The 26,741-nt window shown below is 39.7% G+C and carries 27 protein-coding genes; 12 read left to right on the forward strand and 15 right to left on the reverse strand.

Features of this window, described 5'->3' with window-relative positions; genetic code table 11:
• The first annotated feature begins 206 nt into the window (after window positions 1-206).
• The 8 genes from NTX86_04555 (at window position 207) to ssb (ending at window position 7,230) form a co-directional block, all read left to right on the forward strand.
• Entirely contained in the window at window positions 207-1,181 is a 975-nt protein-coding gene (locus NTX86_04555; protein MCX5922567.1) for a hypothetical protein, read from the forward strand.
• Window positions 1,182-1,232: 51 nt separating this feature from the next.
• Window positions 1,233-2,123, forward strand: coding sequence for an ankyrin repeat domain-containing protein (locus NTX86_04560; GenBank protein MCX5922568.1), 891 nt, complete (start codon window positions 1,233-1,235; stop codon window positions 2,121-2,123).
• Window positions 2,124-2,445: 322 nt separating this feature from the next.
• The gene (locus NTX86_04565; GenBank protein MCX5922569.1) at window positions 2,446-3,399 is read left to right on the forward strand and encodes an IS110 family transposase; all 954 of its coding nucleotides are present in this window, start codon (window positions 2,446-2,448) and stop codon (window positions 3,397-3,399) included.
• A 407-nt stretch (window positions 3,400-3,806) separates the two neighbouring features.
• Window positions 3,807-4,352: a hypothetical protein gene (locus NTX86_04570; GenBank protein MCX5922570.1), complete on the forward strand. Its 546-nt coding sequence runs from the start codon at window positions 3,807-3,809 to the stop codon at window positions 4,350-4,352.
• Window positions 4,353-4,524: 172 nt separating this feature from the next.
• Window positions 4,525-5,583: a tRNA 2-thiouridine(34) synthase MnmA gene (gene mnmA / locus NTX86_04575; protein MCX5922571.1), complete on the forward strand. Its 1,059-nt coding sequence runs from the start codon at window positions 4,525-4,527 to the stop codon at window positions 5,581-5,583.
• A gap of 23 nt (window positions 5,584-5,606) precedes the next feature.
• Window positions 5,607-6,194 (forward strand): CDP-alcohol phosphatidyltransferase family protein, encoded by a 588-nt coding sequence (locus tag NTX86_04580; protein MCX5922572.1) that lies wholly within the window; start codon window positions 5,607-5,609, stop codon window positions 6,192-6,194.
• 20 nt (window positions 6,195-6,214) lie between these two features.
• Window positions 6,215-6,553, forward strand: coding sequence for a hypothetical protein (locus tag NTX86_04585; GenBank protein MCX5922573.1), 339 nt, complete (start codon window positions 6,215-6,217; stop codon window positions 6,551-6,553).
• Window positions 6,554-6,654: 101 nt separating this feature from the next.
• Window positions 6,655-7,230, forward strand: coding sequence for a single-stranded DNA-binding protein (ssb, locus tag NTX86_04590; protein MCX5922574.1), 576 nt, complete (start codon window positions 6,655-6,657; stop codon window positions 7,228-7,230).
• A 114-nt stretch (window positions 7,231-7,344) separates the two neighbouring features.
• On the opposite strand, the gene NTX86_04595 is transcribed toward ssb, so the two are convergent.
• The 4 genes from NTX86_04595 to NTX86_04610 form a co-directional block, all read right to left on the reverse strand.
• On the reverse strand, window positions 7,345-7,809 hold the full coding sequence (locus NTX86_04595; GenBank protein ID MCX5922575.1) for a hypothetical protein: 465 nt from the start codon (window positions 7,807-7,809) through the stop codon (window positions 7,345-7,347).
• A 100-nt stretch (window positions 7,810-7,909) separates the two neighbouring features.
• Window positions 7,910-8,392, reverse strand: a complete 483-nt coding sequence (locus NTX86_04600; GenBank protein ID MCX5922576.1) for a hypothetical protein — start codon at window positions 8,390-8,392, stop codon at window positions 7,910-7,912.
• Between the two features lie 12 nt (window positions 8,393-8,404).
• Window positions 8,405-9,148, reverse strand: coding sequence for a hypothetical protein (locus NTX86_04605; protein MCX5922577.1), 744 nt, complete (start codon window positions 9,146-9,148; stop codon window positions 8,405-8,407).
• Between the two features lie 31 nt (window positions 9,149-9,179).
• Window positions 9,180-9,701, reverse strand: a complete 522-nt coding sequence (locus NTX86_04610) for a hypothetical protein (GenBank protein MCX5922578.1) — start codon at window positions 9,699-9,701, stop codon at window positions 9,180-9,182.
• A 244-nt stretch (window positions 9,702-9,945) separates the two neighbouring features.
• Between NTX86_04610 and NTX86_04615 the strand changes: the two genes are divergently transcribed.
• Window positions 9,946-10,386, forward strand: a complete 441-nt coding sequence (locus NTX86_04615) for a hypothetical protein (protein ID MCX5922579.1) — start codon at window positions 9,946-9,948, stop codon at window positions 10,384-10,386.
• A 2-nt stretch (window positions 10,387-10,388) separates the two neighbouring features.
• Here the strand turns inward: NTX86_04615 and NTX86_04620 are convergent, their stop codons facing one another.
• Window positions 10,389-11,297, reverse strand: coding sequence for an alpha/beta hydrolase fold domain-containing protein (locus NTX86_04620; GenBank protein MCX5922580.1), 909 nt, complete (start codon window positions 11,295-11,297; stop codon window positions 10,389-10,391).
• Between the two features lie 189 nt (window positions 11,298-11,486).
• Between NTX86_04620 and NTX86_04625 the strand changes: the two genes are divergently transcribed.
• Entirely contained in the window at window positions 11,487-12,059 is a 573-nt protein-coding gene (locus NTX86_04625; protein ID MCX5922581.1) for an ankyrin repeat domain-containing protein, read from the forward strand.
• On the opposite strand, the gene NTX86_04630 is transcribed toward NTX86_04625, so the two are convergent.
• Window positions 12,052-13,293, reverse strand: coding sequence for a hypothetical protein (locus tag NTX86_04630; GenBank protein MCX5922582.1), 1,242 nt, complete (start codon window positions 13,291-13,293; stop codon window positions 12,052-12,054). The two genes, NTX86_04625 and NTX86_04630, sit on opposite strands and share 8 nt — an antisense overlap.
• A 173-nt stretch (window positions 13,294-13,466) precedes the next feature.
• On the opposite strand from NTX86_04630, the gene NTX86_04635 reads away from it, so the two are divergent.
• Together NTX86_04635 and ychF are read left to right on the forward strand one after the other, a co-directional pair.
• Complete coding sequence (locus NTX86_04635) at window positions 13,467-14,009, forward strand: nucleotide exchange factor GrpE (protein MCX5922583.1); 543 nt, start codon at window positions 13,467-13,469, stop codon at window positions 14,007-14,009.
• 38 nt (window positions 14,010-14,047) lie between these two features.
• Window positions 14,048-15,160 carry a redox-regulated ATPase YchF gene (gene ychF / locus NTX86_04640; protein ID MCX5922584.1) on the forward strand — a complete coding sequence of 371 codons (1,113 nt, stop codon included), beginning with the start codon at window positions 14,048-14,050 and terminating at the stop codon, window positions 15,158-15,160.
• Here the strand turns inward: ychF and NTX86_04645 are convergent.
• The 9 genes from NTX86_04645 to NTX86_04685 all read right to left on the reverse strand — a co-directional run.
• Window positions 15,157-16,056: a hypothetical protein gene (locus NTX86_04645; GenBank protein MCX5922585.1), complete on the reverse strand. Its 900-nt coding sequence runs from the start codon at window positions 16,054-16,056 to the stop codon at window positions 15,157-15,159. The two genes, ychF and NTX86_04645, sit on opposite strands and share 4 nt — an antisense overlap.
• Before the next feature lie 57 nt (window positions 16,057-16,113).
• Entirely contained in the window at window positions 16,114-17,148 is a 1,035-nt protein-coding gene (locus tag NTX86_04650) for a hypothetical protein (GenBank protein MCX5922586.1), read from the reverse strand.
• 110 nt (window positions 17,149-17,258) lie between these two features.
• Window positions 17,259-18,332 carry a hypothetical protein gene (locus tag NTX86_04655; protein MCX5922587.1) on the reverse strand — a complete coding sequence of 358 codons (1,074 nt, stop codon included), beginning with the start codon at window positions 18,330-18,332 and terminating at the stop codon, window positions 17,259-17,261.
• A 31-nt stretch (window positions 18,333-18,363) separates the two neighbouring features.
• Window positions 18,364-21,321, reverse strand: a complete 2,958-nt coding sequence (locus tag NTX86_04660; protein ID MCX5922588.1) for a hypothetical protein — start codon at window positions 21,319-21,321, stop codon at window positions 18,364-18,366.
• Between the two features lie 30 nt (window positions 21,322-21,351).
• Window positions 21,352-22,026 carry a hypothetical protein gene (locus NTX86_04665; protein MCX5922589.1) on the reverse strand — a complete coding sequence of 225 codons (675 nt, stop codon included), beginning with the start codon at window positions 22,024-22,026 and terminating at the stop codon, window positions 21,352-21,354.
• A 26-nt stretch (window positions 22,027-22,052) separates the two neighbouring features.
• Window positions 22,053-22,451: a hypothetical protein gene (locus NTX86_04670; protein ID MCX5922590.1), complete on the reverse strand. Its 399-nt coding sequence runs from the start codon at window positions 22,449-22,451 to the stop codon at window positions 22,053-22,055.
• Between the two features lie 192 nt (window positions 22,452-22,643).
• Window positions 22,644-23,357, reverse strand: coding sequence for an NUDIX hydrolase (locus tag NTX86_04675; GenBank protein ID MCX5922591.1), 714 nt, complete (start codon window positions 23,355-23,357; stop codon window positions 22,644-22,646).
• A gap of 171 nt (window positions 23,358-23,528) precedes the next feature.
• Window positions 23,529-25,442: a hypothetical protein gene (locus NTX86_04680; GenBank protein MCX5922592.1), complete on the reverse strand. Its 1,914-nt coding sequence runs from the start codon at window positions 25,440-25,442 to the stop codon at window positions 23,529-23,531.
• A 279-nt stretch (window positions 25,443-25,721) separates the two neighbouring features.
• Window positions 25,722-26,741, reverse strand: a 1,020-nt coding sequence (locus NTX86_04685) for a hypothetical protein (protein MCX5922593.1), incomplete at its 5' end; no start/stop codon positions are given.

The raw sequence follows: 26,741 nt of genomic DNA on the forward strand, positions 1-26,741 counted from the left end.
CTTATAAAAATAATTATTCAGATTGCAATTATTTTTATAAATTTCTTAAATTATGGCCTTATTGATAGGCTTTATTGGCAAGCTTTTTATGTCGACCTTGCAAATATTGAATAAACTATTGCGTTTATACCCCATTCTGCGCTATTATTTCAATTAGAATATAAATGGGCAGTTTGATAAGATAAACCAATAAAGAAGGAAGTTGTATGAAGATATTTACTGTTTTGTCGTTGTTTGTGCTTGCATTGGCTCCCATTAATGGCTTTGCCAGTTCTTTTCCGGATCAAGATTTTTCTCCAGAAAAAAAACAGAAGCTTCTTATGGAAAAAATTAAGAACAGGGTTGTAAAAGGTGAGGAATTAATAATAGGTGCGCAAAATGAAGGTCTGTATTCGACAGAGGAAATGGATGCAAGCTGGGAAAAGAACAAAAGGAAAATGTTGGGTAGGGCTCGTTTTTCTAATGATTATGAACGTCTCAGTAAAACGTATCCCCACTATGTTGGTTATTCTCACGATGATATAGTGCATGCGCTTATGAAAGATGATTTAGATTTTTCAAAACCTGGGTGGGAGAAAAAATTTAAAGCATTTATGCACACGTTAACGGGTAAACCTGAAAAAGAGATAAAGTTTAAAAAAATCATATTTGATAGGGCGACCATTCATAATTTTTGTGACTCGGGTATTGGTGAGAAGAGCGATTCACCAAAATTTAAAGATGCTGCACAAGTATGTCTCAATAGGGTTGGATCATTAATACGTGAGCTTTTAGTTCCTGGAGGAGAGTTATTTGTTGGTCCTATTCTTGTCGCTGAAGAGCCACTGAATATAGTGTATGATGCGAACCAGGTTGAAAAACTTGGATTGTATTTTAGTGATTCCAAAGACATGGGTAATATTTTAAATTCATCAAGGTCAGATTCTAGTTATACGTATATCGTATACACCTATAATCCAGCACCTGAGGATGAAGATAAGGTTGGAGCGGAAAATAATAAGAAGGAAGTAGCGCATTCTGATAAAAGTATGGAAAATAAAGGGGAAGCTGAGAATTCAGAGGCGGGCTTTATGGAAGAATTTGGGTTGAGCAAGGAAGAAGTTGCCGCACAAAAAGCGATGCTCTTAGAAATAGGGCGTCAGCAACAACTTAAAAAAAAGAATGAAGGTAAAAAAAATTAAATTAAAAGTAAAAAATGAGTTGGTTAGTGACTTTAAAATAAAGGATAAAGTATGAAGAATGGTATAAAAAAGAGTTTACTGGTGGGGCTATTATTTATTGCTGCGCCATGTGTGGCGGTAAATTTTGAGCGAAAAAGACATGAACAACAGGTGCTACATGAAATGACGCCGCTTATGGAAGCTGCTTTTAAAAGTGACGCTGCACGAGTAGTAGAATTAATTCAAGACGGCGTTGATGTTAATGCTCAGTTTAAAAAAGACGATGGCTATCCCTGGACAGCGCTGATGTATGCTTCATTAACCGGAAACAAAAAGATCATAAAAGAACTGCTTGTCGCTGGTGCAATAAGAGATTTTGAGACTATCAATGCTAAAGATAACGAGCGTTTTCCTAAGCTGTCGTTAGTAGAAGAAATAGCTAATAAAATCGAGCCAGATGCTTTGGCTAAGCAATTGCTTGAAGCTGCAGGTTTGGCAGACTTAGATGGTGTTGAGGACGCTTTGGAGCATTTTGCGTACATTGAAGCTAAAGATAAGCAAGGGCACACCGCGTTAGCCTTTGCGGCACTTTTAGGTAACAAAGAAATTGTTGATGCATTAATCAAAGCCGGTGCTAATGTGAATGCGCAAAATAACGCTGGTGATTCGGTGATTATTCTCGCGGCTCAACAGGACCACAGAGATGTAGTTGATGCCTTGGTTAAGGCCGGTGTTGATTCCAATGCTAAGAATAACTTTGGTAAAAGTGCCAGAGATTATGCGGGCCCTAACGTGAAAAATCTTTTAGAAGAGCCTGAAAGAAAAGCAGCTGCAGAGAAAAAGGCAGCTGAAGAGAAAGCCGCGCAAGAAAAGAAGGCAGCCGATGAAAAAGCAGCAGCTGATAAAGTTGCGGCCGACAAAAAGCTTGCCGATGAAAAAGCGGTTGCTTTGACAAAGAAATAACGCTACTCGCTAGGAGCCAATCTATCGTTATTGTATTCTCTTTTTCGCTTCCAGCGAACCGGGCACAGTGATGTTCTTGTGAACACCCTTTGCAATCCCGCACACCAAAGGGGACCTTGTATGTTGATTGTAAGGTCATATTTATTATTGAAAACAACCTTTCAAGTTTTAGATATTTAACTTGAATAAAGCGGTAGGATCCTGTGGGGACCTTGGTTCATAGAAACCGTTCCAAAGTACAGGACCTAACGCTTTTGAGTATTAAACCCCGTACAATCACTTGGGGCAATGACCCCGTATTTACAAGGCAGAGGAAAATACTATGGATAACTTAACAAAAGTTTATGTCGGTGTGGATGTCTCTATGGCCACTTTGGATGTTTATATACGTCCAATGAATAAGGCACTTCGCATTGAAAATTCTGATAAGGGTGCAAAATACCTTAACAAATATTTATCCAAATTCAATGTACAAGTTGTTGCTTGCGAATCTTCTGGAGGCTATGAAAATCGTATGCTTAGAATGATGTCTGGAAATGGCTTTCATATCCAGCATATTGATCCACGACGCATTAAAGGATTTGCTATATCAGAAGGTATAAAAAGCAAAACAGATGCCACAGATGCTAAATTAATAGCTGCCTATGCTGAACAAAAACATACAACTATGTCGATCAGAAAGGTTATGCCAACAGCAGCTCAACAACAACTTAGAGAATTAAACAAGCGCAGAAAGCAACTTATAAAAAGCGCAACAATGGAAAAGAATCGCTTGAAGCATCCAGAGAGTGTTTATACCAAGAAATCCATTGAAGCAGCCTTGAAATTTCTCGAAAAAGAAATCGAAAAGATAATTAAAGACATCAAGGATTTGATTGCGCAGGATGATGAATGGCAGCATAAAGCAAAATTAATCATGTCTGTTCCTGGAGTTGGAGAATGCACGGCAATTGAATTGTTGGCAAGTTTGCCAGAATTAGGCCTTATAGGAAACAAGCAAATTACATCACTTGCCGGGCTAGCTCCATTTTCTCGAGAAAGTGGAGCATGGAAAGGGAAGTCTTTTATTCGAGACGGCAGATCAGGCCCGCGTACATTGCTTTATATGGCTGCTCTTACTGCTAGTTGCCATAACCAAAAAATAAAAATCTTTTATGACAAATTAATTACCGCAGGAAAAATGCCTAAAGTTACACTAGTTGCAGTAATGCGCAAACTTATTGTCATAATAAACACTATGCTTAGAAAAGGAGAAATGTGGAATCCTGCCTTATGATGTTTTAAAAATAGAAAAATTATTGACTTTCAACACAATCACTTCGCCCGTTGGGCTGCGGGCTGCTTCGGATGCCATCGTATTAGGAATTACAGATTGTTGCCTATATATGAGCATTTTTAATCTATAAGTTGTATGTGGTTGGTCGGCAAAGATATCTACAAAAATGGGGAGTAGGTTGAAGCTCGCCTGCCGGCGATAGAGGCTATGATTTTAATTCCTTGGCTGCATTAAAAATATTCTGTCTCAACGTAGAATAATCTATAAAAACTCGTGACTACAAGCGGATAAAAATTTACTTTATTTGAACTTCTTGTCTTTGGTTGCTTCCTATGGCATTATGTCGGTTGAAAATAAAAAGCACGGTGTTTTTTGTTATGGAAAACCAAAAAAAGAAGGAAGTTGGTATGAAGATTGCTATTAAACAGATTTTGCTATTGGGCTTATTGTGTTCGGCTGCGCCATGTGTGGTGGCAAGTCAGGAATATAAGGGAAAAGCGGAAATGACTTTAACTACCACTGACGATATGATTTTAACTGTTACTAATGATTTTGAAGCCGACATGGTTTTAACTAATACAAAAAAGCGGAGAGCTTATACCGACATGACTTTAACTGGTACCAAAAAGCGACGAGCATATGCGGATATGACTTTAACTGGCACAAAGAAGCGGAGAGCTTATACTGACATGACTTTAACTGGTACCAAAAAGCGACGAGCATATTCAGATATGACTTTAACTGGCACAAAGAAGCAAAGAGCATATGAAGATATGACTTTGACTGGTACCAAGAAGCGAAGAGCTCGTGCAGATATGATTTTAACCACAACCGATATGACTTTAACTACCACTATCGATATGGATTTAACTACTACTACGACTATTGCGGATTTTGAAGATGAAAAGCGTGATTATGAAGAAGAGGAAGAAGAACGCAACTATAAGTATTAATAATTAATAGGGGCGAGAGCTTACGGTATTCTTTTATGTAATTAAAATGGGCTTGTCTTTAGAGATAAGCCCATTTTTTTGTTTTTATGACTAGGGTGGTTTGTTAATAGTATTGAGGTCTGTTATACTTAACGAGTCTTGATTCCATACATTTTTATAAAAAATAGAGCTTATGAATATAGCAGTTTTAGTTTCTGGTGGTGTGGACAGCACCATCGCCTTACGCCTTTTACAAGAGCAAGGACATACGGCCACCGCTTTTTACCTCAAAATTTGGCTTGAGGATGAACTTTCCTATCTTGGGCAATCATGTCCTTGGGAAGACGATCTCTCTTTTGTGCGGGCAGTTTGTGACCAAGCAGGCGTGCCTCTTGAAGTTAGATCTCTACAAAGAGAATACTGGGATTATGTGGTCACTTACACGATTGCTGAAATTAAGGCCGGCCGTACGCCAAATCCTGATGTTTTGTGTAACAAACAGATTAAGTTTGGCTTTTTCTTAGACTACTTGGACGCAAAGTTTGAAAAAGTGGCGACAGGCCATTACGCCCAAGTTGAAGAAAAAGAGGGCATTTTTTATCTTAAAAAAGCACCTGATTTAATTAAAGATCAAACCTACTTTCTTTCCCATTTAAGCCAAGCGCAATTGTCTCGCGCATTGTTTCCGATTGGTCACTTAGAAAAATCAGAAGTTCGTGCCTTAGCACAAAAATTTGATGTGCCTAATAAAGATCGAAAAGATAGTCAGGGCATTTGCTTTTTGGGAAAACTTAAATTTAGTGATTTTATTAAGCATTATTTGGGTGAACAACCTGGTGACATGCTGGAATTTGAAACGGGCAAAAAATTGGGCACACATCGCGGTTTTTGGTATCATACCATTGGTCAACGACAAGGTTCAGGATTGGCTGGTGGGCCATGGTACGTAGTCGCCAAAGATGTGGATAAGAACATTGTTTATTTTTCTCGTTCTTACTATTCGTCGGATAAGGTACGTAATAGTTTTACGATTGAGCAATGTAATTGGCTTTCTGGTCATGCGCCGACTGAAAAAAATCTGCAGGTTAAAATTAGACATGGTAAAATGCTGTATGACTGTCAGGTTGCCCTCAATGCTGATGGCACAGGGCATGTGGTTTTGGCTCAAGATGACCAAGGATTAGCCGCGGGACAGTTTGCGGTTTTTTATGATGGTGAGTATTGTCTTGGCTCTGGTGTAATAGCAAAATAACTATACGTATAAGAAAGTAATGAATGTTTAATTATTTTAATAATCTTCCTGAGCGTGAAAAACGAATGACCTGGTCGACTGGTTTGACTTTAGTGCGCATGGCGCTTGTTCCTGTTATTGTGGTGGCTATTTTTAAAGCATATTGGGGCAGCGCGCTCGTATTGTTTTTGCTTGCGGGTGTTACTGACATGCTCGATGGTTATTTAGCGCGAAGATTTAATCAGCAAACATTGTTGGGCGCAGCGCTGGACCCTATAGCAGATAAGTTGCTAGTGCTTTCCTGTTTTTTTACGTTAGCGACAGTACAATCACCCTTGGGTACCATTCCTTTTTGGTTTGTAGTGCTTATAGCCTGTAAGGAGCTACTCATTGTTGTCGGTGCCTTGATGATTTATAGATATAAAGGTTCCATTGTTATCAAGCCGACCATGTTTGGCAAAACAGCAGGCGTGCTGCAAATGGGGTGTGTGATAGGGATTGTTGCTTGTTATTTTTTTAATTGGATGTCGATTGCCGTATACTATAGCGTGTTAAGTATTGTTGCTTTTTTGGCACTGGGTGCTTTGGTGCAATATTCGATGATTGCTCTTAAACAGTTTAAAACAAAGTAGTATTCTATAGAGGTTTCGTTATGAAAAAATATATGTTTTTTGTTTTATTGTTTGTGAGTGGTTCGCTTGGCGCCATGAATGAATTTATAGTTCCTAAAGATTTAAAAAAGTCGACAGTACCAGTAAATGCACGGACAAAAGAAGTATGCGCATTGTGTGATGAGCTTAAGGAATGTGGTGATGCTATCACGACACAATGGCAAGAATTAGACAAATATAGTAAAAAGATTGCAAAGAAAAAATTAAGTGACACAGAATTTGATGCGTATGTAGAAAAATTTGAAGCATTAAAAAAAACTACCGTGGCTTTTCAAAAAGATTTTGAGAAGCATGTTTCTGATATAAAAGCAGTAAAATAAGATCATAAAAAGAAAAAGTAGTTGTTTACATTTTTTTATGATTGTTCATAGTAGACTATAGGTTTATGTATAAAAATTAAACGAATTGGAAGGATTTTATTATGGCTAGTTATAATCGCGTGGTAATGGTTGGAAACTTAACCAGAGATCCAGAACACAAGCAACTTGCTTCCGGTCAAGCAGTATGCCGTTTGGGACTTGCGAGTAATCGTCAGTTCAAAAACAGACAAACTGACTCAATGGTACAAGAAGTATGCTACATCGATGTTGATGTTTGGGGCGCGCAAGCAGAAAGCTGCCGTCAATATTTGAGCAAAGGCAGATCGATTCTTGTTGAAGGTCGCTTAAAGCTTGATAGTTGGGAAGATCAAAACGGACAAAAGAGAAGCAAACATTCAATTGTTGCCGATCGTATTGTGTTCTTGTCTTCAGGCGCAGAAGCTGGTGCGTCAGCATCAGAAGACAACGAGCAAGCTGATGGTGGTTCCACCTCACAACTCGATGCAAACATTGAACGTGAATTACTTGGTCAAATAGACCAAATTAAAAAAAGAGCAAAAACTGCTGGTGCGGTTAAAGCTAAAGAAACTCCTGCAAGATCAGCTGGATCAAGCAGAGATACCGGCGAAATCGATTTTAAAGATGAGCCACCATTCCAAGACGATTTGCCATTCTAGTCGTCTAGATTATTGTATCCCCAGAATAGGCTCAAGCCCTTTTCCAGGGGATCCTCATTAAGAATTAAAAAAGCCTCACCGTGCATAAGCATGAGTGAGGCTTTTTTTTAGATTCTAGTTTTTTATTTCAGAAAGATCCATGAGAGAGCACGTGGTGGTGCCAGGTTGTTGGGTTATAATTTTTTTGGCATTGATGTTATTGGTTAGGATTGATGGAGAAGGTGTCAGTACTACCTGTGCTTTTGCATTAATTAAGGCTTGGATAAGTGGTGAGCTTGTACTCATAGTGCTGCTTGTTGCATCGTAGTGCAATGTTGCTGTTATACTGTGATTTTTGATTGGTTCTGGAGCGACGGTTGTGTCTAGAGAGATGGTTGCTTGAGCAAGAGCAGTTGTCTGTGTTATGTGGGTAGGTGTTGAAGGGGTAGGGGTTGGTTTTTGTAGCGCTTTGCTGAGAAGGGGCTTCTGAATATTTTCCGATTCTTGTATGCAGCAACAGCAAAAATTCATTGCATTTGTCGGGCACATTAAAAGGAGTAAGCTTGCTCCCGTTACATAAAACATACGCTGAGTTTTCATGATATCCTCATAGGTAAACTTACACCAAGAGATCGGCCTGATTGTCCAGTGAAAGAATACCTATGAGGTGAAAATATGTAAATAGCCTCTTGTGATCGTGTTAGGCGAAAAATACGTAGGTGCTGACGCTTAAGGTTGTAATGGTAGCGAGCGCTGGAAGTTGATTTCTGACGGTAGCTGTTGCAGCCGATAATTTTTCGGTCGCTAGGTTTTTGATGTTGTTTATCCATGATTCAAGAGTTGTTCGCGATAGTTTTAGTGTTGATCCAGCGGCGGCTAGGGTTTGGTTAGCCTGGTTGAATAGTGTTTCTTCTAAGTTTTCAACATATTTATTTTTTGTTTCGTTATCAAGTGAGCCATCAAAGAATGCCTCACTGAGGTTTTGATGAAGGAAGAGTGTGCCATTGATCATTGCGGTGCTGAGGGTAATTAGTCCATTGGTAACTGAGTGTTTGTTGATGAGTGAAGTAGGTGTTTGTGATGTGTCGGTTGGACATTCAGCTGAAGGGGTATTCATGCCGAACAGTGCATGTCCAATGATGAGAGAAGTTACTATGACTAGGGTGTGTATTATTTTTTTCATAATATATCGTTGTTACGTAAGGAAAAAATAAATGCCGGTACCAAGGGTCGCTAATGTGGCTAATATTTTAGGGAGGTAGTTTTCTACGGTAGCTGCAGTGGCGAATGTTTTTTGTACCGTGCTATTTTTTAGGTCGTCGGCACAAGGATTTTTAATTGGTTGAGATGCGCATGTTGCTGGTTGGGTAGCTTGCCCGCTTATTGTCGGCTTTGTTTGTTGTGGGGATTCGATATCTTTTTCTAATGTCGATTGAAATTTTATAGGCATGAAGCATGCAAGATTTTGGTCAAAGCGATTTAAAAGGTCGTTTAAATATGCAAGATATTGGTCAGAGAGCTCAGTGGCTTGTTTATTATCGATCTTAGCAAAAACAGCTATTTTTTCAATGAGTATTTGGTGAAGTAGTCTCATTTTTTCAAGCAAGTTATGTAATAAGGTGATCTCTGATTTTAATAAGTAAGAAGTCTCATTTTCTGGGAATACTGATGCCAGCAAGTTTTGTATACTTATGGTAAAGGCTACTATGAATTGCTGCGTTTCATTTTCTGAAAATGTTGATTTTTGAAGTTCTTGTATTCCAAGTGTTAGGGATTTTATTAATTGTTGAAGCTCTTTGATGCTATTATTATCATCATGCTCTATTTGTTTTTTTGGTTCATGCGCTTGTGGTTGTCTGGTCTCTATGTTCATACCAAATGTGGGTAAGCTTGACATGAGAATTGTGATAAGTAATGTCTTTTTTAGATTGTTTTTCATAAAAATCCTTCATTTTTAAAATAAGAATAACCTACTGTTTCATTTTTAATAGATAATAGCTGGCCATGCTCGCTATAGATGCAAACATCAGTATGAATATGAGCCCAAAGTAATTGGTCGTTTGGGGTGCTTGCGTGCCATCGGCTTTTAAGGTTGTCAATTGTGCCTTGATGGCTTCAATATGCGTTTTAATCTGTGATTTTTTGTAGGCTATTTCTTGTTCGTGCTGCAGGGTTGTAAGTGAAGTATTAAATTCTTGCAGTATTTCCAGGATTGTTTTGCCAAAGAACCTTGCGCCGCGGTTACGGTCATCGGCAGGTTTAAAATTTTTAATGTGTTCTGGTAGCGATGCTAATTTGTTGCGCCATACTAATTTTTGAACAATGCTGATTTGATTAAAATATAAATGATTAGCGTTAATGGCGCTGGAGACTTCATCAAGCATGGTACATGCTTTACGTACAATCTTTTGATGGTCCGTATCCATGCCCATGGCATGCAAGCTGCTTGCCACTATAAGTATGAACAATGTCTTTTTTACTGTGCTCTTCATAAAGAGCCCCCCTTTTAAAAAAATATAACCTATCATTACCCTTAATTATAACCTGTTTTGAATTTATTGCAATGTCTATTTTTGGTTACTATTCAAATTAGAATAGATCTTGCAGATAAGATGGCTGTTTGGCTCATGGTTAACCTAAGAAAACATCTATTCATTTACAAATAGAATATTATTTTGCAATAATAAATAAAGAATATGGAGCTATGGTGTGACGTAATATAATGGGGATAAGGGTATGAACTGGGCAAAAGGGATTTTTTTTGGGGTGGCCATGTATGGCTGTGTTGCCGTCGCAGCTCAGAATGTTGCCCATTCGGTCGCAAAAAAAGCTTTTTTGGATGTTTTATTTCCTAGCTCATCGTTAAAAAATACCTATGCTGCTTGTACCAAAACTCGTGGATGCATGGGGCTTGCGCGCGCGCATAGTAGCAATGATGCACGTATAAAGGACGATATAGTACTGCACCTGGCCGCTCTTGAAGCATGTATTAATGAGATGGTTCACGTCAAATCGACTCATAAGGCGCATGAGATTGAATATCTTTTGAACATTATGGATTATATGCAGGTTGAGGCTCATCAGATGACCACAGCCTCTGATGATGACTTTTGGCGCAGGGTTGCTGTTGGAGTTGCCTTGATAAGAGAGAAGATAACAGAGACATTGTTACGCTGACGTTAGCGAATCAGTGCTAAGATTTTCTTTTGTTTTTTGTTATGGCTTGGTCTTGATTGTTTCCACTCTTCAGATCCATCAACAAGCATGGGCAGCAATGCAATAAATTCTTGAGACAAAAAGCCAGCATGATTGATGCCACTATTGTTAATAGTTAGTTCTGCTTGATAGAGGTTGTGATGAGCTGGAAATTCGCGCTCGGAAAATTTCCAATGACGTCGGAGATTGTTGTCGGTTAGATAAAATCCTTGTGGGTCAAGGACTTGCATCCAGTCCTTGCGCGAGTAGAATGAATATATTTTTTTAAATAGGGGATCTTTAACTAATTCTTGTGTTTCACTTTGTACTGGGCAGGCCAATAAGATTGCTTCAACTTTGAGTTGATTATCAGGATCTTGTACTTTTGCCAAATTTAATGCAACATTTCCGCCATGGCTATGGGTTATGAGGGTGATTTCCGGAGTAATTCCGTGTTCTTCTGTATAACGTTTGGACAAATTTTTGAGCGCATTGTAAAGCTCTTGCGCCGTTTCTTTTCTGCTATTAAAGCTCAATTTTCCTGACCATCCGAATGTATAAAAATGTTCAAGAGGGAATTTGACAGGGTCGGTGGCAGAAAGAGTGGCAATGGTATGATGTAGGCGATATGATTTTGGCAGCTCTTTTGCATGGATTAACCCCTGTGTTGGCGTTGCATGAATAAAGTCTGAGATGAGACCAAAGGACTTAGTGCCGTGGAGCCATACGGTCACACGGGGCGATTGTAGTGCGTCAACAGCAGAAGGAAGTTTTTGTGGGAGAGTTGTAGGCGTTTTGTTGATGGGGCTTGATAAATTTGTGCTTTTGACAAACGATGTTGTCATTAACGCACAAAGCAGTACAAGATTTTTTATTCTTTTAAACCACGTCATTTTCAGCCCTAATAGTCATTAAGTATCTCCAATAATTCCATAATTATTATACCATGCAGGCATCCAGGGGAGCAAGTTTTTCATGTTACTTGTTTGCATTACGGTTACGTTGCAATAGTATTGATTTTTTTTCCTAGGTTCTAGTAGTGTGTTATGGTTGTGTATTGTTTTTTAATAATAAGGAGTTGTATGAAGAATTCGAGTAAGTTATTGATCGCGATGTTGTTGTTACCAACAAGTAGATTGTTTGCGCCAAGGGGAGCTCCAAAGGCAATCGATACAACTAAGCCTGTGGCAGCAACTAAAGTTGTGGATCCATCTGATGTTTTATTAAGAGCGGTTACAGATTATACCACCCTAGACACGGTTATAGATTTATTGAAGGAAGGTGCAAAAATTAATGCGAAAGATAAAAATGGTAATACTCCGCTTATGATAGCAATATCAGCTTCACTGGACGATATGCCAACGGGTAATTCCAGACTTCTTAAGCAGAATCATTTGGTTTCAGTGCTTTTGGCAAACGGCGCTCAGGTTAATGACCAAAATAATGATGGAAACACAGCATTGCACCTAGCAGTTAAGGAACGTAATAATGATATCATAGCGACATTGTTTGAGCGTGCTGATTTGGACACTACTATTAAGAACAATGATAAGAAAACTGCTTATGATATCGCAAACAAAGAAACAAGAGCATTATTGGATAAGGTAATGTCTTCTAAGGCTGATAGCAAAGCAGCGGAAGAACAACCTAGATAGTCCACGATAGGTCAAGGCCAAAGTAGCCGCCTGCCGTATAATTTTTAAAGACTTTTTTGCCCGCGCATTGCGCATTAAACAATAAGCCAATGCGTGGGCCAACAAGCTCATCTTGATTACTGAAATCATATTCGAACGCCAAATGGACCGTGTGCATTTGCCAGCCTTGGAGCCGTGCATCACTTGAGGCGATGGTTGCACTAAAGATAGGATCATGAGGCGTTATGTAGTCGCGAGTTTTTTGGGCGAAGGTGTAGCCTAATGTACACGAAAATCGTTCGGCAATATGGTCCCATTTAAAGAAAGCTCCAATATCCCATAATGGGCCCTGATGAACTGTTGCTCTATCCTGGGCCAGCGTAATCAGGCCTTGTTGCAGGTAATCGGTTTTAATTCTCATGTTTTTGCATCGATTCAAAAAAGGCAGCACGCCGATGTGAAGTCCAGTGGTGAGCCATTCATAAGCACCAATTGAAAGATCGCATATCACGGGAAATCCAACATGTTTATCGTATCCTGAAGAAATATCAAACACGCAGTGCTCACTTCTTGCAGTGCCGCTTGGGGTTAGAATACCACCTTTGATGGTAAAATCGATAAAGTCTAATGTTGTGGCCTTTTCGTAATTGATGGTCCACCCAAGAAGGAGGCTGATGTCGCCAATAGCAGATTGTTCTATGGGGCAAAGGCTCAGGTCGTAACGTGCTAAAATTGCATTAAACTTTGTTAAAAAGTTATTCCATGCAGGTACTGAGTGGGTCTGGCTCAGGTCGAAAAAATGTTGAGGGTGTATTTTAAAGCGGCGTACGGGCATATAGAATTGGGTAAAAAGTCCGTGGGTAAAATTTTGATAGAGGACGATGTCTGATTCTATAACTTTAAAATAGCCCGGGAATGAGAGATGAGCAAAGCACCCGTTTGCCTCTGTTTGACTTAATGCTATGAGTGCTGCATCGGCAGGATTGCTACTATCTTTGTTAGGTACTCCATTGCCCAACACACGCATGTTGCAGGTGCCATAGATGTCAAAGAGGGGAACTAGTTTCCCCAGGCAGTTGCGGCCTTTTTTTGTTGATCCTCCCGCCAATACAATGTCGGCGGTGGTGAGCCAATCTTTTTCAAGTCGTGGTTCGGCAAATAAAAAACTTGCGCGATAAAAATGATGATTGTCGATACCCGATAGGGGCATGACGATTGATAGTGCAATGGCAATGACTAGATAGAAGGGGTTCATCCGATTTTTCCATGAGTTAGGCTGTGGTTATGTTCTGCTCTAGCTATATATATAGAAAAAATCTGACAAAAAGGGAAGTCTTGTCGTTGTTTTGCTTGCATTAACGATTGTTACTTTTGCCCATTTTGCTATGCTAAATACTAAATAATAGCAATTTTACGACGGGGGACTTTATGGTCATGGACGATATAAAAGATATGATTAATGATGCAATGGGCAAGCAAGAAACACCATCCGACGCAACGGATGCGGGCCAAACCCAAATAGATCAACTGGTGACGTGTGCTTCAGAGCGAGATATGTGGAAAGATCGCTATATGCGCGTGCAAGCTGACCTTGATAATTTCACCAAGCGGGTTGATAAAGAGCGTGTACAATGGAAGATTTTTGCACAATCAGCGGTGATTCAAGATATTTTACCAATAATTGACGATTTTGACCGTGCTTTTGAGCAACCGGTCAAAGACGCAACACCTGAAATGCAAACAATGCTTGCTGGGTTTGATATGATTCGTAAATCATTCTACCGCTTTTTGGACAAGCATGAAATCAAGGAAATTCCAGCATCTATGCCGTTTGATCCTCAGTATCATGAGTCATTAATGCATGTTGATTCACCGGATCATGCATCAGGGGACATCGTTGCAATCTTGCAAAAAGGATTTACTTTTAAGGGTACGGTTCTCCGACCAGCAAAAGTTAGTGTGGCAAAATAATTAATTTAAATTCTTAGTAATAAAGTGAAAAATAAACCATGGGTATTCAAGCCGGCTTAGTTGGCCTTCCAAACGTTGGAAAATCAACACTGTTTAATGCATTAACCAAATCAAGTGTTCCAGCGGAAAACTATCCTTTTTGTACGATTGATCCGCATTTGGCTATTACCGAAGTGCCAGACCTTCGTTCTGAAAAATTAACCAAAATTTTTGGTTCACAAAAAATTATACCTGCAACCGTTACCTTTGTGGATATTGCAGGTCTTGTAAAAGGTGCAGCTTCTGGTGAAGGATTGGGTAACCAATTTTTAAGTCACATTCGCGAAGTTGATTTGATTCTGCATGTGCTACGTTGTTTTGAAGACTCGAACATTATTTATTCAGGCGATGAGATCGATCCTCTTTCTGACTACGATATCATTGTGTCGGAATTAATGCTCAGAGATTTAGATTCCGTTGCAAAACGTATAGAAAAAGTTGAGCGCGAAATTAAGGCAACACAAAACAAGCCCATCGAACGTAAAGAGTTTGAAGCTGAATTGGCATTACTTAAATTATTACAAGTAGCCTTGGACCAAGCTGATGCAGTCAAAGTACGCGATCTTGTGGCGCAATCAGCAGTTAAGACAACTTCGCTTTTATCGGCAAAAAATTATCTGGTGATTGCTAACGTTGCCGAAGGTGAACTTGAGGGCGATGCGTATAAAAATAATAGGCATTACCAAGCAGTTGTTGGCAAATTTGGCATTGAACGTGTTGTGCCTGTTTCGGCAAAAATTGAGTGTGAGTTATCACAACTTGCCGATGCTGATGCGCAAGAGATGATGGGACTTATTGGTCTTAAAGAACGTAGTTTGGATATTATTATCCGCAAGACCTACGAAAACTTAGGGATGATTACCTTCTTTACCTGCGGACCAAAAGAAGTCCACGCATGGCCTATCAAGCAAGGTATGACCGTGCGCAAAGCAGCGGGTGAAATTCATTCCGATTTAGACCGCGGATTTATTTGCGCCGAAGTATTTAATGCAGCAGATCTCTTTGCTGCAGGCACCGTCAATAAGCTTAAAGAATTAGGTAAGCTCAAGACTGAAGGTCAAGATTACGTTGTGCGCGATGGCGATATTATTCTCGTTCGCTTTAACGTTTAATGATATTCATCACTGCTAAATAGCCAACTAGCTAAGGCAAACAAAATGCCGGTCTCAACTTCGGGGGCCGGCTCTTCTTTTTCTATGTACTCAACAGGAGAAGTGCGCCTTACAGTAAGTTTGGCGGGTTCATTTTTTTGCATATCAATTACAGGTGGGGTTGTTCGTGCTATGAGCCCTTTTTCGTCTGCTTTGCTAACTAATTGAGGTAGTTGTTCATTCATAGTCTCAAGATGACCAATGAGCGTATGGTCCAGAAGATGAGGCATGATTGGTGGTTGTTTGCCGGTTTGCTTCCAATAAAGGTATGTTTTATAATCTTCTATGGCGACTTCATTACAAAATGGTGCTCCAAAAGCAGCACGTGCTTGTCGTACCTTTAAAAACTGTTTTTGATCTTTGGTGTTTTCCAAATTCTGTATTCTTTGTTCTAAAAAATCTGATGTATACGTATGCGCATGTTCTGTTTTTAGTCCAATCATCTCATATGCTTGTGTAGGTTTTTGACCGGTGATTCTAAAATTTTCGGTATACTGGCGATCCATATCCTCAAATGTTTGATTTTTTCGAGCATGCAAATATTGCAGATTGCTGATTATTTTTGAAAGTTCCTGATTCATATTGATTGCTGATGAATCTTTGACACTGTTTGTCAAGGTCTCAATATCTTGTTGTAGAGCTACAACTTTTTCTTTAATATCTACTGGTTTTTCTATGGGCTTAATATTTTTTTTCTTTGCTGTATTTCTGTCAGAGAGTAAGGTGACATGTTCGTCGTCTTCTTCGTCGGAAGATGAATCATCATAGTTAGTGCTCATTATTGCTTTAATATAGACAGCCATTTCAGGTTTTTTTTGTTCCTGTATCTGTGCTATGTGATGAATAGGTGGTATCATGTTCAGTGCTCCTTTTTTTAATTACTATTCTTGCTACTTTAAAATGTTATGTAGTTATTATGCTCGTTCGGCCTCTAGTTCAGTATCCCGTTTTTCTATACTGTCTTGATTGGCTTCATAGAGCGCGTCAAAGCTTCCTGCTTGTTTTAGTTTGGTATAAAATTCTGATAATGCTTCTTTGTGTTCTGAATTTAAGGAGACTTGTGGACGCTTTAAACATAAAAACGCTTCAATTGCTTCGGGTGTGCCATTAATGCCCCCCTTATGGCAGATGTTGATAAGGGCTGCCGCTACGATTACTGCACTGCGTCCTCTGCCAGCTTTACAATGCACAAGGGCAAGTTCGTGTTCATATAGAACGCGCAACTCAAGATCGCGAACGGCACGTAAAATATCTTCAAAGCTGGGTGCCCCATAGTCGATAGTTGGGTATTGAAAAGTAGCAAGTGAGGGGTCGGCTTTTGCAAGTGCTGCTAGTCCCGACCAACTACGTTCAAATTCTCTATTGAGTGTGTAGACACCGATGGTTGCATCGTCGGCCAGCGCAAATGTTTTTTTGAGTTTTTGTATGTTTTGTGCACATGAGGGAATGCTGCTCAAAATAATGGGCTTTTTACCATCGCTTATGCGAACAATAGCGCCATTGGCATCGCGCTCTACAAAAACACCGTGCGTGCAGGTGTCCTGTGCGGTGAGGGCCTCGGTTATTTGATGAAAGGTGAAGGCGTCGCCACCATTTTTCAAACAGGTGTATACGCGACTTGGATAAAAGAAGGCTGCAGATTTTACAATACGATATGTTTCATACCAGCTGGTGGCTTTTTTTTCTAGTGGTGTGTCAGGGGATTTTCTCTCATCTAGGTCGCCATGAGCAGTTAATTTTTCATGAGTAGCGGATTTTTCATCGGCGGGTCTGCCAAAAGAAACGGAAGGTCGTGGTGGTGGCGTTTGGCTCATGAGGCGATTGATGGTAGGGGTTGCTGCGCTAGATTTTTCTGGAGGAGGTGTCATGGGGCAGAGCTGGGTGAAAGTAATAATGCCGATGATTGCGTAGATAATTCTTTTGTTATACCAGTCGCCTTCAAAGCCCATGAAAATCCTTTTTTAACGAATCATGTATAGAAGAAGCATGCTCTTAGAAGCATAACTCATTATCGTTAGAATTTTCATCATTTTTTAAAATGATTACAAGTTTTTTGTTTTTAGTGGCTGCGCATAGCTGCAATATCTTCTTCTGTGAGATCGCCAGTAGTAAGTTCTTGATAGTAGTCATCATCGTTATCTCCTTTGCTTTCGGCAGCTTTTTTTTCATTCGCTTCTGATATGTTTTTTAGTAGAGCGTCGAGTCCTTCGTTGAGGTTGAGGAGCTCTTGTGTGTGTAAAGCCCAATTATGATGCCCGTGTATATATAAGGTCTGTATATGGATGTCGCATTCAGTTTTTAGCCGTAAAGCTTGATTGATTAAATTCTGTTGAGAAAGAGTCGCGCTGTTGCTTTTGAGCTGGCGCATTTTTTCTTTTAGCTCTGCGATGAGTTCAGTAATATCCTTTTGAGCAGGAGATAAGTTATTTCTTATTTCTTGCGTTAAAATTTTATTTTTTTCTTTGCTTCTTAAGAGCTTTGTTTCCAGTGCTGCATTTTTTTTGAGGAGCTCTTTATTCTCTTCGTGGAATTCTTTGAGCCTACTTTGCTTATCGTGTTCTTTTTGCGCAAGCTCGTTACGTAAACGAGTATTATTGATTATCTCTTGTTGGCAATTTTTGCGTTGCTTGTTGAGAGCATGTCGTTGCAAACACAGTGATGTTGCAAAAATACCACCCATGAGCAGCATAGGTTTTGGATTATCCTGTATTTTTTTATAGAGAGCGCTTGCATGTGGCTTGATTGTATTGCATACTGCCTTGCTTGCACTAACAACACCAGGAATAATAATTTTTTTATACGCAGCGAGTAATCCCACAAAACTTGTTACGGTTCCTATCGTAGTCATTGCTCCTTGTCCTATATCTGACCAACTCGTTTCTTTAACGAACTTTTTTACTTTTTCCAAAGAAAGAGTTGATGGTTGTTGGATGAGCTTCCATAGTGCTGCAGCGCCCATTAAGGCGACCCCACCAGTCATAGCGGCAACAGGATGTTCTTGGGCCGATTTCCACAGGGAAGTAATAGGCTTTGTTAAGGAGCTCCATTCCCACGCTTGGACCGGAGCAGATGTCATGGCGACTAAGAGTGCTAATGTAATTGATTTTTTGTAACGGTTTAGTATTGATATCATGATAACCTCTGTTTTGTTATAGTGGATTTACTTACTTGCCACAGGTGTGTTTTTTAGGGCCAGCTCCTGCTCCAGCTCCATTGCAGCCCTCACAGGCGGCAGATGGGGATGCTTTTCGTGCCTCACTGACATCTTCTTCATCAAACTCTTGGAAGTCTTCTCCTAAGGCGTCTGCGTATCTACGTGCTGTTTCATGGTCTATTGGTGATTGCTGTGGTGCAGATGTGGTGCTTTCTTGTACTTCTTTATCACGTGCTTGGATAGCCTCTTTATGCTCTGTATATATGTTGTCAAAACTTCCGTAATGCTCAAGGGCTTCACAAAATAATTGTAAAAGCTCTTGTTGTTCTTTATGCAGCCCAATAACCGGACGTTTGCCTTTAATAAATGCCTCAAGCGCCTGAGGAGTTACTTGTGCGCCTGCTTTATGGCATACATAGGCTAGATATGCTGCGACTACTAATGCACTGCGTCCTCTACCAGCTTTGCAATGTACGTAGGCAAGTTGTTGTGCGGTATTGCTACGATTTTCAAGGTCGCGCACAGCACGTATAAGGTCGATAAACGACGTAGGGCCGTAATCATAGGTTGGGTATTTAAAGGTTTTGAGTGTTTGATCGTCTTGAGTGAGTTTAGTAAGTCCAGCCCAATCACATTCAAATTGTTGATTTAGTCTATGTACACCTATTTCTGCATCTTGTTTTAATTGGTATTCTTTTTTTAGTTTTTCGATGTCTTTTGTTTCTGATGGGATGCTGCCAAGAATAAGAGGTGATTTGTTATCGCATATACGTAGTATGTTTCCTGCCGCGTCAAGTTGTACGTATACACCATTGACCAAGGTATCCTGTGCTGTAGGTGCATCAGTAATGCGATGATAGGTGAATGCATTGTTTAATATGTAGGTATTAAATGCTCGCGTTATACCAAACAATGCCCAAGATTTGCGATAGCGCGATACGTGAGTATTTTTGTCATCTGCATCATGTTTTTTTATTTTTTCATAAAGCGCGTTTCTTCGATTTTGCGTGTTGGGTGTCTGTATAGCTATCGCGGCAAAAGCACTTTGGGCACGTTGTTGAGCTTGTGCGGAACTTGTTGCTGGACTTGGAAGAGGAGCACTGGCGCTACTGCTACTGCTTGATGCTGTATGTCTTGGTGAGAAATGATCTTCAATGATAGGTGATGGGGTGAACTGTCTATCGGCATCGTGACCATACTGCTGTTCGGCATTGCCTTTACGTTCTTCGTCTGAAGAGGTTGTAGCTTGCGTTTGTCCCTGTGTAGTTGATGCTTGTGGTGCTGGGCTAGGGGTTGGAGCAAAAGGGCTTAAGATGTAACCAGCAAAGGACGAAGCAGTGGATGCAAGCCATCCAGCTTGAGGTGTAGCTATTGCTTGCGATTTGGTCGCTGCGTTAGTTCTCTGTATAATAGAGTCTTCTAGTTCATTTAAAGCTAAAGATAGTTCTTGTTGCTTTACAATCAGGGAAGTAGTATCAATACCTTCTATTGTGCAACCATACAGGTATGCATCGTAGATGGCTCGTTTAATAGCAATGCGGAATATGTAATAAAGTTGTCTTAAATCTGTATATTCTTGTTGTTGTTCCTGTGTTGCTGTGCCATTTTCTACGCTCTTTTTAAGAGGCTCTGATCGTTCTCTTATGACTTTCTCAAGTTCGTTTGTTGGCATATTTTTGGGATTTTGCAGTTTTAAAATTCTAGCAAGAGTTTCATATGCTCCGCGAGGATTTACTGAGGTTCTCTGAAAGTTCTTTATGATACCTTCTTCATGCCTATCATAGGGGGAAGGAATACCACCTATCAATTCTTTGAGCGGATTCATGCGAGCTAGAAAATCTTTGGTTGCTTTTAACATACTGTCGTAATCGGGGTTAGCTGTTTTGAGCGCTCCTCGCGTTGTTGTTATAAATTTGTCAACCTCAGCTGAATAGCCTTCGACTTCTTTGTGTGCCTTTTCGTATTCTTGTTTAATGAGTGCGGCTAGATTTTCTGCAACGCGTTTTTGTTCTTCAAGCTCTTTATTGCGTTGTTCTTCTGCCAGAGACATCTGTTGTACTTCGACTTGTCTATTCTGTTCTTCTAGCGCTAATCGTTTACGTTCTTTTTTTTCTTGTTGTTTTATTTGTGCTTCTTCAGCTTGTCGTAGTCTTGCATCAGCTTCTTGTTGTGCACGTGTTTGTGCATTTTTTAGATCTAGCAAATATTGTTGCCGAGCTTTATGTTGCGCTTGTTCTGCTAGGAGTGCTGATTCTTGAGCTTCTTGTGCTGCCTGCTCGTTAAGTTCTTTTTGAGCACCTTCTAGCGCTTCATGAACTAATTGATCAAGGAAGTTCTCTTCGGCTTCTCGTGCTTTGCGTTCTCTTTCTTCGCGTGCCTTAGCTTCAGTCAGGCGTTTTTGTTCTACTAGTTCATCAGCCTGTCTTTTTAAGGCAGCTTGGCGCTCAGCTTCTTCTTGTGCCTCACGAATCTGGTCTTCTCGTTGTTTACGTTCAAGTTCTAATTTTTGAGCTTGTTCTTCTTGTGCTTTGCGCTCTTCTCTTCGTTTATGATCGGCTTCTTCTTGTCTTCTATTTTCTTCAATGGCCTTGCGTTCTGCTTCTGCTCTTTCTTTCTCTGTACGTTCTAAATTTTCCCTTGTTCGGGCGGCTTGAGCTTGAAGTATTCTTTCTGTTTCTTGATCGTATTCTCGTTTTGCCTTTTCTTCAGCAGCCCTTTTAGTATCTTCAGCATGTTTTTTAAGTTGTGCTTTTCTATTGCTTTTGTACCATAAAAGTCCCGCAGCGGCACCAACCAAAGCAACGCCACCAGCAACAAATGCGACGGTGTTCTTTTTAGCGGATTCCCACAGTGAAGTAATAGGCTTTGTTAAATCGCTCCATTGCCATGCCTGTACCGGCGCTGGCGTCATGGCGATTAATAGTGCGAATGTAATTATTTTTTTATAACGTTTTAGTATTGATATCATGATAACCTCTTTTTTTTTATAATTATTTTCTTAGTTTTTCTCTTCTTCGTTTTCATCTTCGTGTATAGGAAATATATGTGTCTTGTTACGTTCTGCGATAAATTTTTTTAATTCTTTATTTTCTTTATGGAGTCTCGAGGCGATTTTTCTATAGTCTTTGGGATGGTTTAATTTTGTAATTTTTTGAGCCAGTTCTTCGTTAATCTTCTTATAGTAATCGATTTCATGGCAAGCTTTTAAGGCAATTTCGGCCGTTGTTTTATATGTTTCAATGTATGCTATTAATTGCTTGTTGGCATCCAGGAGTTGGGTAATTTCAGCTTTATTTTTTTCAATACGATCTTCTCGTTTTTGGCTTGCGTCGATTATGCTTGCAAGTGCAGTGCTGAGCTGAGTATTGCGCTCGTTCAATGCTTGTATATGGGCATCTTTTTTGTAAAGCCAGACTATAATGCCAGCACTTATAAGAGCCAAGCTACGCAAAGCATAGGTTGGCAGGTACGTTTTTGGAGTTGGTTGGATTGAAGAAGTAATTGGTGAATTTTTTGTGGATACTTCATTTTTAGGCGCTACATTGAATCCCAATAAAAAAATAAAGGGTTTTGCTATAGTACTCCATGAGATTCCGTGTGTCTGTGTAGGTACGAACGCGATAAGGGTCGTGAGTACAACAGTTTTTTGAATTCGCTTGAATAGTAATATCATGATAACCTCAATTTTTTATTGTTATTTTAATCTTTCTCTTCTTCTTTGATAGTGGGTAAATTTTTAATTTTGTGAGCCACAATATAGTTCTTTAATTGTTTATTCTCTTTTTTTAATTTTGAGGCAATTTTGTAGTATGGGTCTTTCTCTTGTTTTGATTCCAATACTGCAATTTTTTTGGCTAATTCTGCATTGTTTTTTTTGTAGAGCTTAAGATGGTCGGCTTGTTTTTTATAGAGTAGGGCGCCTAATAATGAAACGCCACCAGCAACGACTACGACAGTGGTATTCTTTGCGCATTCAAAGCATGCAGTAAATGGTCTTGCCAAATCACTCAAACAACACGCCTGTACGAGGGAGGGCATGAGGGCGGCAAGGATTGCAAGCGTAATTGATTTTTTATAGCGAGTTATGAGTGATGTCATAATAATCCCATTCTTTGTTGTATGGTTCAGTTCTGCTTTTTTAATTAATATTTGTTCTATTAATCAGGATAAACATGGCAATAAAAAAGTCAATCTGTATTTTTTTCAAAAAGAGAAAAAAGGGTAGTTGAACCTGAAGAGAAGGGTTTTGTAGCCTAAGTTATAGGGGTCTGGGGGCAAAAATGTCTTATATTAGTAGAATGATGCTCTAGTGTCTTTCCCTTGAATGCCCGTTTTACCTTGAAAATAAGGCTGGAGCGACCAGACTAAAGGGGGACGTAGGGTTATGGTTTGATTTTGAAAGAAACCACTATTGCTTGGGTTGTAGACCCTTGCAGTCATGGCAATATGCTCAAATTGGTGAGTTTTTTGGTCCCTTTGAGCGGTAGAGATGGTTTTTTTGAAGTCGCTCAGTTTTACTGCGGCCAGACAATCTTTTTCGTTGTATTTACCGAAAGTTTTTTTGTTATGGAACTTGTGGCCGAACGTTTTCATACAAAATTTTGATGAGAGTGGAGCGATGTAGAGCACAAATGATGAGCCTCCGTGCCGTGTCCTGACAATAATTTCCGTCGATTTATCGTCCAAATCAATAAAATCTTCCAAAAGACCTTTGGTTTCTTCATCGAATTCGCGAGTGGCTGTTGTTTGGGGGTGGTCTTCGCCTTGATCTTTACTGCCACCAAAGGAATCCCAGGTGCCTTGGTCGTTGCCGCCGTTTTCACGGGCAAGAATGACGTAGGTTTCTCCCTTGAAATCGTAGGTAGGTAGTACCCCAGCTCCTTGAAAGTTACTATCTTTGAGTGCAGGTGCTTTTGGTGCAACCTGGGCAGCAGAAGCAGAGCCCTGTAAAATACCTAATGCGCCAATAAAAAGGATAAATTGTATGAATCTTCTAGGTATCATTATGATCACTCCATTAAAGTGCTTTATATAACCTCGTATAATACACTATAGCATATAATGGTGAAGTCGTCAATTTCAAGCTGAAAATACAGTCTCGTGATCGCATGCGGTTGATCGATAGTTAAAGCTCTTTCCTTGGTAGTGCGAATGGGGGGCTTGCAGTACTGAGATCTATTGTTGTTCAGCGTCTGCTTTTTGTTTTTTTTCTAATAGCTCCATGATTTTAGTGCTATTTTGTTGCCTAACTGTTTGTGTGTTTTTGACAAGGGTTATTGCAGTAGCAGAAGGCTCTGCTTTAAAATTAAGCAAGGCTTGTACTTGCATTGGGTTATTGTCAGAAATTGCATTCATGAGTCGTGCATTGATTGCTAGTTTTTCTTGTTGAACGGTGCTTGTTAGATTGCGTAGCCGTTCGTAATAGTATGCATGTGCACCCTTAATTTTACTTTCCTGTTCGACAATATTATTCAGTGCTTGTCTGACGCGTTGATCATCAAGCTCAAGGCTATTGCGTTCTTCAAGGGCTTGCAGTTTTTTAAGATTGCCGTTATATACGAGTTCAAAAATGCATTGCTCATTGTCTACGTTCCTATAAGCTGCAAAAGCTTCTTGGTGAGCTCTTTCAATGGATGACGAATTAACGGTTTCGGCCAATAATTTTTGTATGGCATCGTAATCTTGGCGTGTGTTTACTAATGCGTTTTCTACGCGGTCACGAGCTTCTGTCATGCGCTCCAAAGATGCACCAATATACAGGTCATTAGTATCCTGATAAGGTCTTTGTACGATGATAGGTAGGGTGACTTCTGCAGCTTTTTTAATTTCTGATTCTTGGAAATCAAGCCGTTGAGGTTGTTGCATAGAGTGCGTTATTTTTCGTTGTTCTTGTGTGTGTCGTTCCTCAGTTTTTTTTTGGCGAACTTCTTGTATATGTGTCTGTTGTTCTTCGATTGATTTTTGCAATTGTTCACAGAGAGCGTTTATGGATTGAGCCTGTTGAGAAACATTTTCTAGTGTTGGCTTGTCCTCTTTGCGAGTAGCTTGTATTACGCGGTCAAATTCTTGTATTGCGCGGGTGATGCTCGCATAGTGTTTGTTCTGTGTAGCTATGGTTACTTTGGTGGCTTTAGCATCGCGTTGTAATTGTTTATACTGTTTATTGGCATTGTTTATCGTGGTTGCAACGGATCGTTCCATAGTAGTTAATGCTTCGTTCGTTTCTGCACGGAATGCTTTTTCTGATCGTTGTAGTAACTCTGTTATTAATTTTTCTAATTTAGTACTTTTGTTATGCAATAGATTAAATTCTTGCATAACCGACTGGGCATGTTTGGTAATTACGTCAGCAGATTGTTCTACTTCTTGTACTGATGTGTTTGAGTGAGGATTGTCATTAAGTATAGTAAAGTCATGATAATTGGCGACAACTTCATCAAATTCTGGGCTAATTTCTTCAGCTTTTTTTGAAATTCCTTCATGCATGGTGTTTATTTTTTGTTGCAATTGCTGCGTCTGCTCCGTTGGTTTATGGTGTTGTAGTCGTTCATAACTGTTTTTTGTTTTTAAGCGAATAGCTTGAAGTTGTTGTGCAAGGTGATAGATAGGATCTATCGCTTTTTTAACGTTGTGTAGAGCAGTCTGTTTTTTGCGCTCTTCTTCGATCATAGCCATTATTTTTTTTAAATGATTTTGAAGATTTTTGAAACTTAACGTTGATTGAGTAGTATGAGTTAGTAGAGCTCTTTCTTCATCAGTAGTCGTGAGGGAGTCGTCCATATTTAAGAAAGTTTTTTGCTCCTTCAAAACATTAGTCAATAATTCAGCGTCTTTTTTTGCTATTGTTTCGATAGCTTGTTTTATTTTGGGGAGTTCTAAAATGACAGGATCAACTGCTTGTGTTAATGCGGTAAAAGTTTGGCCAGTTGCCTCATATTCTCGAGCTGCTTTTAAATAGGAGTTGATCGCGATTTCTAATTTTGGAGTTCGGGGGGTCCAATTTGGGTCTTGTGCAGCAAATAAGCTGCCCGATAAAATACTGAGCGTTGCTAAAATAGATAGATGGATATTTGTTTTTTGAGATTTCATGTTTTTCCCTAGTTGAATTTTATTATTAATATTTGCTTTATCATTAATAGTAATGCTAGCGATAAAACAAGTCGAGTTGTATTTTATATTTTTTTAGCCCAGTGCTGTGTGCGCCAATCATCATATTGTGGAGCGGTTGTAACGATAATGAATGAATCGTAGGGCAGGTTGCAGGTGGGCGCGGAAAGTAGCGTATTTACGGTGTTGATGTAGGGTTAAGATGCTTCAAGGCGGAGGCAGAGATTAGAGGCGCGCAAGCGCCTCTCAGATTTATAGTCTCTATTTAAAGTAGCTAAAAATACCAACGATGAGTTCAATGAAAATCAAGATGGTAATGAGAATGGTGAGAATGTGTTCTCGAATGGCATCTACCTTGTGTTGATAGATTGTCTGTACATCCTTAATAATCTCTAATTTGCGGTCAATAGCGCTGTTCCAGTTCTTAATATCTAGTTTTTCCATGAGCAAGGTATACAGTTCTGAATAGTACGGCTCGCCAGCAAGCTTAACACTATCTTCCAATCGTTCGGTGACCACCGAGATGTCAGCTTTGAGCTTGCCCAGCGCAAACACCGAATCGGTCGTAAATAATCCAATGAAAGGGAAGTAAGCGCTCATTGGGGGTTTGCCAACTTGGCCTTCATAAATAAGATTAAGTTGTTGATCAAGAACACGATCATAATAACGCAATTCAAGTTGTTGAATGTTGGCAAATTCAAAGAAGTCTAAGAGTTCTTCGTATTCAGCATCGTAGAGGAAGGTGGCATAGGTATCGACAATAATCAGATCGCCTCTAAAATAACCAATCGCTGATTCAAGAAGGTCGTTTTTTTGATATTCAGCTAATGTTTTTGATTCAAAGCGTAGCGTAGATGCTATGATGCCGCCGTACAGTTCTTTCAGGCTTGTAATGCTGATAGCTTCGGGCTCAGGGTTAATTTGTATCACGGAGTATGATGATCTTGTTTGATAAAAATAGGGCTTATTAATGTGATCTTTAATGAGAGAAAAAACTGCTTTGATATCAACTGAGCTTTGTTCGTAGTAGGTGAAATCAAGTGCGGTGATATCTTTCTGGATATCTTCTAAAGTACCCTTGAATGGTATTTTGTAGGTAAATGATACTGCTCCAAAGTTGTGGATTTTGCAGCTGATACACTGAGGGCTTTCTCCAGTATTGGGGATCTCAATAGTGAGCGGTCGGTGATAATTTTTAAAATACTTTGGCAAAGCAAGCGGTACTGTTTTGACCGTAGTCATTTTCTCGATGCTTGCTAAGTTGATATCATCGCCAACATC

Source organism: Candidatus Dependentiae bacterium, from assembly GCA_026389015.1.
In the GTDB taxonomy this organism is placed as follows: domain Bacteria; phylum Babelota; class Babeliae; order Babelales; family Vermiphilaceae; genus JAPLIR01.

What these genes read in the sequence shown, in the direction of transcription:
- NTX86_04670 (MCX5922590.1), bottom strand. Translation starts at nt 22,451, where the DNA reads ATGACATCACTCATAACTCGCTATAAAAAATCAATTACGCTTGCAATC.
- NTX86_04555 (MCX5922567.1), top strand. Translation starts at nt 207, where the DNA reads ATGAAGATATTTACTGTTTTGTCGTTGTTTGTGCTTGCATTGGCTCCC.
- NTX86_04560 (MCX5922568.1), top strand. Translation starts at nt 1,233, where the DNA reads ATGAAGAATGGTATAAAAAAGAGTTTACTGGTGGGGCTATTATTTATT.
- NTX86_04660 (MCX5922588.1), bottom strand. Translation starts at nt 21,321, where the DNA reads ATGATATCAATACTAAAACGTTATAAAAAAATAATTACATTCGCACTA.
- NTX86_04585 (MCX5922573.1), top strand. Translation starts at nt 6,215, where the DNA reads ATGAAAAAATATATGTTTTTTGTTTTATTGTTTGTGAGTGGTTCGCTT.
- NTX86_04565 (MCX5922569.1), top strand. Translation starts at nt 2,446, where the DNA reads ATGGATAACTTAACAAAAGTTTATGTCGGTGTGGATGTCTCTATGGCC.
- NTX86_04610 (MCX5922578.1), bottom strand. Translation starts at nt 9,701, where the DNA reads ATGAAGAGCACAGTAAAAAAGACATTGTTCATACTTATAGTGGCAAGC.
- NTX86_04665 (MCX5922589.1), bottom strand. Translation starts at nt 22,026, where the DNA reads ATGATATTACTATTCAAGCGAATTCAAAAAACTGTTGTACTCACGACC.
- NTX86_04580 (MCX5922572.1), top strand. Translation starts at nt 5,607, where the DNA reads ATGTTTAATTATTTTAATAATCTTCCTGAGCGTGAAAAACGAATGACC.
- NTX86_04570 (MCX5922570.1), top strand. Translation starts at nt 3,807, where the DNA reads ATGAAGATTGCTATTAAACAGATTTTGCTATTGGGCTTATTGTGTTCG.
- NTX86_04615 (MCX5922579.1), top strand. Translation starts at nt 9,946, where the DNA reads ATGAACTGGGCAAAAGGGATTTTTTTTGGGGTGGCCATGTATGGCTGT.
- ychF (MCX5922584.1), top strand. Translation starts at nt 14,048, where the DNA reads ATGGGTATTCAAGCCGGCTTAGTTGGCCTTCCAAACGTTGGAAAATCA.
- mnmA (MCX5922571.1), top strand. Translation starts at nt 4,525, where the DNA reads ATGAATATAGCAGTTTTAGTTTCTGGTGGTGTGGACAGCACCATCGCC.
- NTX86_04605 (MCX5922577.1), bottom strand. Translation starts at nt 9,148, where the DNA reads ATGAAAAACAATCTAAAAAAGACATTACTTATCACAATTCTCATGTCA.
- NTX86_04675 (MCX5922591.1), bottom strand. Translation starts at nt 23,357, where the DNA reads ATGATACCTAGAAGATTCATACAATTTATCCTTTTTATTGGCGCATTA.
- NTX86_04645 (MCX5922585.1), bottom strand. Translation starts at nt 16,056, where the DNA reads ATGATACCACCTATTCATCACATAGCACAGATACAGGAACAAAAAAAA.
- NTX86_04655 (MCX5922587.1), bottom strand. Translation starts at nt 18,332, where the DNA reads ATGATATCAATACTAAACCGTTACAAAAAATCAATTACATTAGCACTC.
- NTX86_04630 (MCX5922582.1), bottom strand. Translation starts at nt 13,293, where the DNA reads ATGAACCCCTTCTATCTAGTCATTGCCATTGCACTATCAATCGTCATG.
- NTX86_04635 (MCX5922583.1), top strand. Translation starts at nt 13,467, where the DNA reads ATGGTCATGGACGATATAAAAGATATGATTAATGATGCAATGGGCAAG.
- NTX86_04650 (MCX5922586.1), bottom strand. Translation starts at nt 17,148, where the DNA reads ATGGGCTTTGAAGGCGACTGGTATAACAAAAGAATTATCTACGCAATC.
- NTX86_04680 (MCX5922592.1), bottom strand. Translation starts at nt 25,442, where the DNA reads ATGAAATCTCAAAAAACAAATATCCATCTATCTATTTTAGCAACGCTC.
- NTX86_04595 (MCX5922575.1), bottom strand. Translation starts at nt 7,809, where the DNA reads ATGAAAACTCAGCGTATGTTTTATGTAACGGGAGCAAGCTTACTCCTT.
- NTX86_04620 (MCX5922580.1), bottom strand. Translation starts at nt 11,297, where the DNA reads ATGACGTGGTTTAAAAGAATAAAAAATCTTGTACTGCTTTGTGCGTTA.
- ssb (MCX5922574.1), top strand. Translation starts at nt 6,655, where the DNA reads ATGGCTAGTTATAATCGCGTGGTAATGGTTGGAAACTTAACCAGAGAT.
- NTX86_04625 (MCX5922581.1), top strand. Translation starts at nt 11,487, where the DNA reads ATGAAGAATTCGAGTAAGTTATTGATCGCGATGTTGTTGTTACCAACA.
- NTX86_04600 (MCX5922576.1), bottom strand. Translation starts at nt 8,392, where the DNA reads ATGAAAAAAATAATACACACCCTAGTCATAGTAACTTCTCTCATCATT.